This window comes from Kamptonema animale CS-326 (assembly GCF_028330895.1).
Classification (GTDB): Bacteria; Cyanobacteriota; Cyanobacteriia; order Cyanobacteriales; family Microcoleaceae; genus Kamptonema; species Kamptonema formosum.
Genome location: NZ_JAQMUA010000003.1, coordinates 1 through 9882 on the forward strand (window position 1 = coordinate 1; position 9882 = coordinate 9882).

The 9882-nt window shown below is 43.0% G+C and carries 3 protein-coding genes; all 3 read right to left on the bottom strand.

Going from position 1 to position 9882, the window contains the following annotated elements; translation table 11 throughout:
* A partial coding sequence (locus tag PN499_RS00055) for a serine/threonine-protein kinase (RefSeq protein ID WP_272029547.1) occupies window positions 1-1167 on the bottom strand: 1167 nt, incomplete at its 3' end.
* 72 nt (window positions 1168-1239) lie between these two features.
* Complete coding sequence (locus tag PN499_RS00060) at window positions 1240-6705, bottom strand: trifunctional serine/threonine-protein kinase/ATP-binding protein/sensor histidine kinase (protein ID WP_272029548.1); 5466 nt, start codon at window positions 6703-6705, stop codon at window positions 1240-1242.
* 81 nt (window positions 6706-6786) lie between these two features.
* Window positions 6787-9882, bottom strand: a 3096-nt coding sequence (locus PN499_RS00065) for an ATP-binding protein (RefSeq protein WP_272029549.1), incomplete at its 5' end; no start/stop codon positions are given.

The following is a 9882-nucleotide window of genomic DNA, read 5'->3' on the forward strand; positions in this document are numbered from 1 at the left end:
ATCCCGAAATGCTTGTACAAATGCACTGAAGGGAATATTGCGTTGAAATTGGTCAAATTTTCCTTTGATAAAATAACCGCGTTGCCGAACAATTGGTTTATGAACTTCGTTGACAACGGCGGTTTTCCCAATACCCGAAAACCCAGCTACCAACATCATTTCTGTTGCCCCAAGGCTGACTCGCTCAAATGCTTGCAGTAAAGTTTCTGCTTCGGTTTCTCGTCCGTAGAGTTTGTCAGGGATGAGGAAGCGATCGCTTACATCCTGTCGCGCTATTTCAAAGTATTTAATCTCACCCGTTTCTCTAATTTGTGTTAAACAGTTTTCTAAATCAATTTTTATCCCTAATGCACTCTGATATCTATCTTCGGCATTTTTTGCCATTAATTTATTGACAATTTTTGACATTGTAGATGGAATTTCTGAATTAATTTCATCTATTAATGGCGCTGCTTTTGCGATATGGCAATGTACTAGCTCCATCGCATCGTTCGCTGGAAATGGTAATTCTCCTGTGAGTAATTCGTAGAAAGTCACACCTAAAGAATAAAAGTCTGTCCGGTAGTCAATTCCGCGATTCATTCTCCCGGTTTGTTCGGGAGAAATGTAACCTAGTGTCCCTTCCAGCCCATTGGGATTGATGAGGGTTTGTGTTTCTCGTGGGAGTAAAGATGCAATACTAAAGTCAATTAATTTGACTTGTTTAGTTTCAGGATTAATTAAGATATTACTGGGTTTAATATCTTTATGAATGATGCGCTCGCGATACAATATATCTAAGATATTGCACAGTGCGATCGCTATTTCTAAAAATTCCTTCAGCGACAGTGTTTTCTTTCTTTGCTGCACCCATTCCTGAAGAGAAATACCCCCAAAATCTTCCATTATCAACGCATAACCATTTCGATATGGTTCGAGACTATAGGTTTGGATGATTTCAGTGCGGTCGAGGTTTTTAGCAATAGTATATTGATTGCGAAACTGCACTAATTCGCTGAAGCTGGGATAGTCATTTTTTAGCAGTTTGATAATGACAGGTAATTGGTCATGGGTACGGACTGCTCGATAAACTAAGGTGCGACTTCCTGAATAAATTGTAGCGATAATTTGATGGTTGGGAATTGGAACATTTGTCGGAGACTTGGTATTTTCGCAAGAGTTATTCATGACCGTTTCTGTTTGAGAGTAGATGGTGAGGAAGGGGTTAAATGAGTCTAAAAAAGAGGGAAATTAACTTGCTTATTTTTCCTGGGTAGGCAAAATGATGATAAATTCAGTTCCTTCTCCTAGTCTAGAGTTGACCTGGAGAGAACCGCCATGTTTTTGTGTAACGATTTGTTGGGCGATTGCCAATCCCAATCCCGTCCCTTTCCCGACTCCCTTCATTGTAAATGATTGGTCAAATATCTTTTGTTGAACTGTTTCACTTATGCCTTTACCATTATCAGCAATTGCAATTTTTACCTCTTGGTTTTCTCCAAAAGTGGTAATTTTAATGCGATTAGGGTTCGCCTTGATTTCTGCAAAAGTGCGCCCCATATTTAACTCATCTAAGGCATCGATCGCATTCGCCATAATGTTCATAAACACCTGGTTTATTTGTCCAGGGAAACATTCGATCGCCGGAATACTTCCGTAGTCTTTAACTATTTCAATCGCGGGTCGCTCATCGTTGGCTTTCAATCGATATTTGAGAATTAAGATCGTGCTGTCGATGCCCTCGTGGATGTTAAAAGGAACTTTGTAGTCTTTGTCAACTCTAGAAAAGGTGCGGAGGCTAGTGCTAATACCTTGGATGCGATCGCATCCCAATTGCATCGAGTCAATCATTTTAGGCAAGTCTTCGATGATATAATCTAAATCGATATCTTCGGCATGGTCGGTAATCTCTGTTTTTGGTGCGCGATCGCGATAGAGATTGAGATGCGCTACTAAGTCTTGAACTGTGGATTTAGCTTCATTCAAATTGCCAGAAATAAAGCCGACGGGGTTATTAATTTCATGAGCAACGCCAGCAACTAAGTTACCCAAAGCTGACATCTTTTCGCTTTGAATCATTTGCAATTGGGTTTGTTGTAAATCATGCAAAGCTTGCTCTAGCTGCTGGGCATAGATTTGCGATTGCTGATAAAGTCGGGCATTTTCCAGAGAAATTGCGGCTTGAGCACATAATAAGTTGAGTAGTTCCACGCGATCGCTCGTAAATGCTCCAACTGTCAGGTTATTTTCCAGATATAAAATTCCAATTAACTTACTTTGGTTAAGAATTGGACTACAAAGAATACTTTTAGGCTGGTGCTGCTCAATATAGGGATCGCCTGCAAACTGAGGATTTAACCTAGCATCAGCCAGTACCAGAGGTGCCAAACTCCGCTTGACAGTATTCACTAAACTAATTGCTACATCCAGACTTAATTCTAGAGGTATGGATGGTAATAGCTGCGCTTCCTGTTCCTCTTCTACAAGCGCTGTTACCTGTAAATTACTATCTTGTTTGAGTAGCAAGACACACTTACTTGCTCCAGCATTGGCGATCGCTATTTTTAGGAGAGTAGCTAAGAGTTTATCGAGTTCAATCTCCCCAGAAATAGCTTGAGAAGCTTTGAGTAGACTAGCCAAATCTAGAACTTCAGAAACGCTACTAGAAGAGCGCGTAGAAGCGATAGTTTCCTGATGGGTGATAGTTCCCTGGAAGGAGGTGGAGGGATGAGATTGCTGAAGGATGGGAGTGAGGAGTTGGCTATAACGTTTTTCTAGATCTTCTACTTTAGCCTTAGCTCCCCAACGACTGTAGGCATAGTAAGCCTCGATCGCATAAACTTGGGCAAATTTTTCTCTACCCCATTCTAGGTAAAATTTCGCCGCCAGTTCATTAGCTAGTGCTTCTTCGTTGAGGAATTGATGCTCTTTAGCCAGGGAGATGGCGCGATCGTACAAGTCTATTGCCTCTGATTTCTGCCCTAAAACTCGGTAACGCTCGGCTTCCACTAAATAAAATTTGTGCACGTAATTTTCTGGAGCACGATCGGCCCACTTTTTCATCTTTTCCTGGTTTTTAGCTACCCGTTGAAGAATGTCTTGCTGTTGTGCCTCAGAAACCTGAGAATAAATTGCCAGATGTGCTAAAGAATCATAGGTGTAGCAGAGTGGAACTATGAATAAACCTGTCGCGCCACCTATATATTTTTCGGCTGCGATCGCCGCTTCCACCGCCAAATCCAACTTGCCAAACAGATAACATAGACTCAGTTCGGTAGCATAGAAATAGTAAAGCACAGTCCGATCGCCCGATCGCTCGAGGGCTGGCACAATTTCCTCGCGATCGAAGGCATCTCCACGAAGCCGCCAAGGTTCAGCAGCATCGCCAATCAGATTTAAAATTGCTTGCTGAAAAACAGTCAGATGGCTGGTAAGTCCTTCTTGGTTAAGGTGGGCAATCTGAGTTCGGAAGGCAGCGCTCTCTCGACTGAGATCGCTTAGTTCTCTGCCCATAAACCAACAGTATGAAATGTAAATAAATCCGCAAATGGTAGCCGATTCTAAATCTCCCGTTTCCAGTCCCACTTGGTAGCCTTCCCGGAGAAAAGGTAAGCTATTCTTGAGCGGTTCTTTCCAATGCCACACGCTACAGTAAATTCCGACATAGACTCTGGCTTTCATCTCTTTGGCATTAAAATGTTCTAGCAACAAAAGTGCTAGTTTTGCACACTGATAGCCAAAGTCAATCTCTTCTGTCATCCCACAAAGTATCAATCCATAGTAAGCATACCCATTTGCAGAGCATGAGGCATTGCCATATTGAACAGATAAATTTACCTGTTCGAGGACAATAAATGGTAAGAGCGCTGGAGTTACAACAAAAGCAGAAGAAGAGACGGCTGTAAGAATGCGTACAACTGCTAACTTGTTAGGGTCTTTCATCTGAGGCAGAGTTATTAAGTCCAGAGGTTGCCTTCCAGCCAAGATGGATTTAGTCGCCTCGAATGCCTTTGTAATATCTAATTGACTGGGTTGCTCTGGAAGACTGGTTCCTAGACGCTCGACACTCTTTAGGGCAATCTGCACTGCCTCTACAAATTGATGTTGAGCTTGAGCAGCTTGAATTTGAATTTCATAGACCTTAATCGTATCCAACAGGTTTTTAGAGTGTTCTGCAATGATTGCTGCCAATTGTTTCATCTGCTCGAATTTGCCGCTCAGATAAGCGGTTTCAGTGGCAGCTTCGTAGAGGGCTAAGGTTAGCTCGTACTGCGGTTGCCACCGCTCCTCACCTAACAAGGCGATGCCCGTAGTACAATACTCAAATGCGGCTGTATAGGCAGTTGCCGCTCTGGCTTTTTGTCCGGCTTTCAGATTGAGTTTGGCAAGTTCTATTTGCCCAGCTTTAGAGAGGATCAGGGATTTGCCGATATTAAGTTGGTTAACAATCTCAAACAGTTTTTCTTCTTTTTCGGCAGGGGAGGTATGAGTCAGTAACAGTTGCCCTATTTTTAGGTGAGCGATCTGTTTTTGCTCGTCGGGAATCAGGGAATAAGCGGCTTGTTGGACGCGATCGTGCAGGAATTTATAAGTTGGGTTTGCAGCCGACTGGGTGGCAGTTAGGGAATCTGTTTGAATGAAGAATTTATAGATTTCCGTAGTGGGAAGAATGAAACCTTCTTGTAAAGCTTTCCAGAGAAATGCTGCTGTTTCTTCCGGCGACTTTTCAGCCACAATCGCCAGCGTATTCATATCAAACTGTGCCCCAATACAAGCAGCAAGTTTGAGAACTTCCTGAGTTTGTGTCGGTAGCTTCTGCAATTGGACTGCCATAAATTCGACAACATCATCGGTGATAGCTAAAGCTCTGACTTGAGCAATATCGCATTGCCAATGCCGGATATCCCAATCAAAAGTAATCAGATTATCGTCATGCAATGCCTTAAGAAATTGTGTTGCAAAGAAGGGATTACCTTTGGTTTTTTGATACACTAATTCTGTCAATGGTTGAGCTAAAAGCAGATCGCAATTCAGCGTATTTGCTACTAACTGATTCATATCTGGTAAACTCAACGGTTGTAGCGTAATGGTATTTACCGTCGCCTCAGCTTTGACAATTTCATCCACCGTCAAGATAAATGGATGAACGGGCGACACTTCGTTATCCCGATAAGCACCCAACACCAATAAATGCCCCGTATCCTCCATCAACAGTTGTAATAACTTCAAAGATGCGCCATCCGCCCACTGCAAATCGTCCAAAAATATTACTAACGGATGTTGTTCTGTGGTAAAGACTTGCACAAATTTTTGCATTAACAAATTGAAGCGATTTTGGGCGGCGCTTCCTGATAGTTCTGATGCCGGATGTTGAGGGCCAATGATGCGTTCTAATTCAGGAATCACCTCAATCAGCACTTGCCCATTGTCTCCAACTGCTGACAAGATATTAGTTTTCCAAGCGTGTAACTGAGCATCCGATTCTGATAGTAATTGATCCATCAAATCTCGAAACGCTTGCACAAAAGCCGAAAAGGGAATATTCCGCTGAAATTGGTCGTATTTGCCCTTAATAAAATAACCGCGCTGACGAACAATCGGTTTATGAACTTCATTCACCACTACAGTTTTGCCTATGCCTGAAAAACCTGCCACTAGCATCATTTCTCCCCCCCTTACTCCCCCCTCAGCAAGGGGGGAAAGAGAGGGGTTAGCGACTCGTTCAAAGGCATTAAGGAGGGTTTTAACTTCCGGTTCTCGCCCGTAGAGTTTCTCTGGAATTAAGAAGCGGTTTGTCAGATCCCGTTGTCCGATTTCCAAGGTGGGGATTGTGCCTCTTTGTTGCCCCTGTAACATTACATCCGCATTAATTAGCGATCGCGCAATTTCTAAATCATATTTTAACCCGAAAGCGCTCTGATAGCGGTTTTCCGCATTTTTGGCCATCAGTTTGCTGACAATCGCCGAGAGAAATGGGGGAATAGCTGGATTTAAAGTGTGAACTTTTGGGGGAATCTTAGCGATGTGACAGTGGACTAATTCCATCAGATCGTTCGATGCAAAGGGCAATTGTCCGGTGAGTAGTTCATAAAATGTGACACCTAGAGAATAGAAATCAGTGCGGTAGTCAATACCTCGATTCATGCGTCCAGTTTGTTCTGGTGATAGGTAGGCGATAGTGCCTTCTAAAACATTGGGATTTTGAATTTCTTGGGTTTCTCTGGGTAGCAGGGAAGAAATACTGAAGTCAATTAGTTTGACTTGTTTGGTATCGGGATTAATCAGAATATTAGCAGGTTTAATATCTTTGTGAATCACGCGCTGGTGAATTAGTCCGTCGAGACTGTTGGCAAGCTGGATAGCTATGTCGAAAAAATCTGCTAAAGCTAAAATATTAGATGATTCTGCTGTTGGTTCTGCTATTTTTTGGTGCAGATATTCTAGTAATGAAATGCCGCCAAAGTCTTCCATTACTAAAGCATAGGCATTTTTGTAAGGTGCTAAATCGAGGGGTTGAACAATACTGGGGAGGTCGAGATTTTTGGCAATCGTATATTGGTTGCGAAAGTGTACGAGTTCGTTAAAGGTAGGATATTCGCTTCGCAGAAGTTTGATAACTACTGGCTGCCGATCGCGGATACGGATGCCTCGATAGACGAGGGTGCGCGTACCTGTGTAAAGCTCTTCTGTTATTTGATAACCTGACAAATGTGGGTGCGCGTTCATAATTCATTTATCCTCTTATTAGACAACGTTTGAATTAGAATATTCTACAGTTTGCTTTTTTCCTACTACAATTATATTCTATTATTTAATAGGGAGAGCGATCTCAAAAATAGTACCCTCACTAGGTAAAGAATGAACTGTAATTTGTCCCTGATGTTTTTCTTCAATTATTTGCCGTGCGATCGCCAATCCCAATCCCGTACCTTTTCCTACTCCCTTAGTTGTAAATAAATGTTCAAAAATCTTCGATTGTACCTCTGTACTCATACCAATTCCATTGTCTTTAATCCGAATGATTGCCTGCTTGTGGTCGCTTGCTAGCTCTGTCTGAACACTAATCTTATTGTTTATTTCCCTATAATTAAGTCCAGCATTCGATTCTTCTACTGCATCTATAGCATTACTTAAAATATTCATGAATACCTGATTTAATTGTCCCGCATAGCATTCGATTAAGGGGAGATTGCCATAATCTTTAACCACTTGGATTTCTGGGCGAGTATCGTTGGCTTTCAGACGATGTTTGAGGATCATAATCGTGCTATTAATCCCATCATGGATATTACAAGCTACAGGACGATCGCTATCAGCACGAGAGAAGTTTCTGAGACTCACGCTAATGTCTTGAATCCGCTTCACACCTTCTTGCATCGATTCAACTAAATTGGGTAAGTCTTCTCGAATATAGTCAAGTTCAATGGTTTCTATTTCCTCTTGAATCTCTGGATGTAGTTGGGGATATTTTTGTTGCACTAGATCGATCAATCCAAACAAATCGTTAATGTAATCTAAGGCAGGGGTAATATTGCCAGTAAGGAAGCTGATCGGGTTATTAATTTCGTGGGCAACGCCAGCCACTAAGTTGCCCAAAGCTGACATTTTTTCACTTTGGACTATTTTAATTTGAGCTTGTTTGAGATCGGTTAATGCTTGTTGTGCTGCTTGATATAACCGGGCATTTTCTAAGGAAATAGCAGCTTGAGAGCTAATCAGATTTAACACTTCAATGCGCTCGGTCGTAAATGCCCCCGCCATCAGGTTATTTTCCAGATATAAAACTCCTATCAACTGCCCTTGATTGAGAATTGGGCTACAAAGAATGCTTTTTGGCTGGTGGTTTTGAATGTAATTATCCCCAGCAAACTGAGAATTCATTCCCGCATCCGCCAGCACCAGAGGTTTCAAAGTCCGCTTGACAGTATTCACCAAACTAATCGCTAAATCGGGGCTTGATTCTAGGGCAATTGATGGTAAAATTTGTGGTGATTGCCCCTCTTCTACAAGGGCTACTAATTTTAAATCTGTATCTTGTTTGAGTAGTAAAACACACTTGGTTGCCCCAGCATTAGTAATTACTATTTCTAGAAGAATAGTTAGGAGCCGATTGAGTTCAATTTCCCCAGAAATAGCTTGAGAGGCTTTGAGTAAAGTTGCTAAATCTAGGACTTCAGAGGCACTACTAGAAGTGCGCGTAGAAGCGATCGTTCCCAGGGCGATCGCTCCCTTGAAGGAAGTAGAGGAATGAGATTGCTGAAGGATGGGAGCCAGGAGTTGGCTATAACGTTTTTCCAGAGCGTCTACTTTAGCCTTAGCTCCCCAACGACTGTAAGCATAGTAAGCCTCGATCGCATAAAGTTGGGCAAATTTTTCTTTACCCCACTCTAGGTAAAATTTCGCCGCCAGTTCATTAGCTAGTGCTTCTTCGTTGAGGAATTGATTTTCTTTGGCTAGTTGGATGGCGCGATCGTACAAATCTACTGCGCCTGCTTTGTTGCCCAAAACCCGTTGCCGTTCAGCCTCCACTAAATACCATTTATGCAAATAATTCATCGGGGCATTTTGCGCCCATTGATGCAGAATAGTTTGATGGGTTTCAGCTTGGGCAAGCATTTCGGCTTGCTCTGGTTGTGGCTGAGTGGGAAAGAGTACCAAGTACGTAAGTGCGGCATAAAAATGGAAAACGGGAACCACAAACATTCCCGATATCGCCATCAAATACAGCTTGACTTGGGTGATGTAGTCGAGGGCAGCTTGATAATTGCCCCATGAGTAGGCAAGCAGCAGTTTGTAGATGTAGGCAAGCGCGATCGGTATGAGATCGTTATCCTGCTGGTGCTTGGGCAGCATCACCGTTTCATCGTAGGCATTACCAATTAAGCAATCTGGTTGGTTGACCGTTTCTCTCAAATGCTTTATCGTTTGCCCAGTTATGCCCAAATAAATATGCGCCGAATCTTGTTTCATTTGAGCCAGAGCAGCACTGTAAACGGCGAATTCGGAGGCCAAAGTGTCTAGGTCTACACCTGCCAAAAGCGCAATAGTCATGCAAGCTGTCATGCTGTAGCCAGCAAAGAGAAAATCGCCTGTTTCCATACCTGCCGTGTAGCTATCTTTGAGCACCGGTATCGTTGCCAAGAGCGATTCTTGATGATGTTGAATGAGAGACCCAAACAGGTTTAGAGTGTTAGACTTCATGGACTGAGCATTCAACCTCTCCAGCAACGAGAGCGCTAATCTACCAAACTTGTAGCCTGCTTCGACTTCGCCCAAAAAGGTACACAGCACCATTCCATGAATCACATATCCTACTGTCGAGACGGGGGCATTGCCAAATTGGAGCGACAACCGCACCATCGTTGCGCCCAAGAGGGGCAGTAAACCTGGCATTCCCTGGATCACTGGTGTAGACAACACTCCTAACAGTTGCATCGCGGCTTGAGCAGTGCGATCGCTCATCATCGGTAGGTCAATCAGCCCTGCAATTTCTCTGTCTTGGAGTTGGTGATTAAGGTCTTGTAAGGCTTTGCCAATCTTGGTTTCGTCTACTTCCGTCGGGAGTTCTACCCCCAATTGCGCTAGAGCCTCTCTTCCCACTGCGATCGCCGCTAACATTAGGCTTCTAGCCGTTAGTGCCACAATTTGAATTTCGTAGATTTTCACCTTGTCGAAAATTGTCTGAGCTGATTGCAACACCACTGCTGCCATCTCTTCCATGCCGTCGAGGTCAGCATTCAAATAAGCGGCTTCGGCGGAGGCAACATAGAGTTTTAGGGTCAATTCATACTGACTTTGCCAACAATTTATCTCTAGTAGCCCAATGCCCGTTTGCAGATAAACTCTTGCCGCAGCATAAGCTGTAGAATTTCTGGCTTTCTGTCCTGCTTTTAAATTAAGTTG

Coding starts and splice junctions, on each gene's coding strand:
- PN499_RS00060 (WP_272029548.1), bottom strand. CDS start 6,705: ATGAACGCGCACCCACATTTGTCAGGTTATCAAATAACAGAAGAGCTT.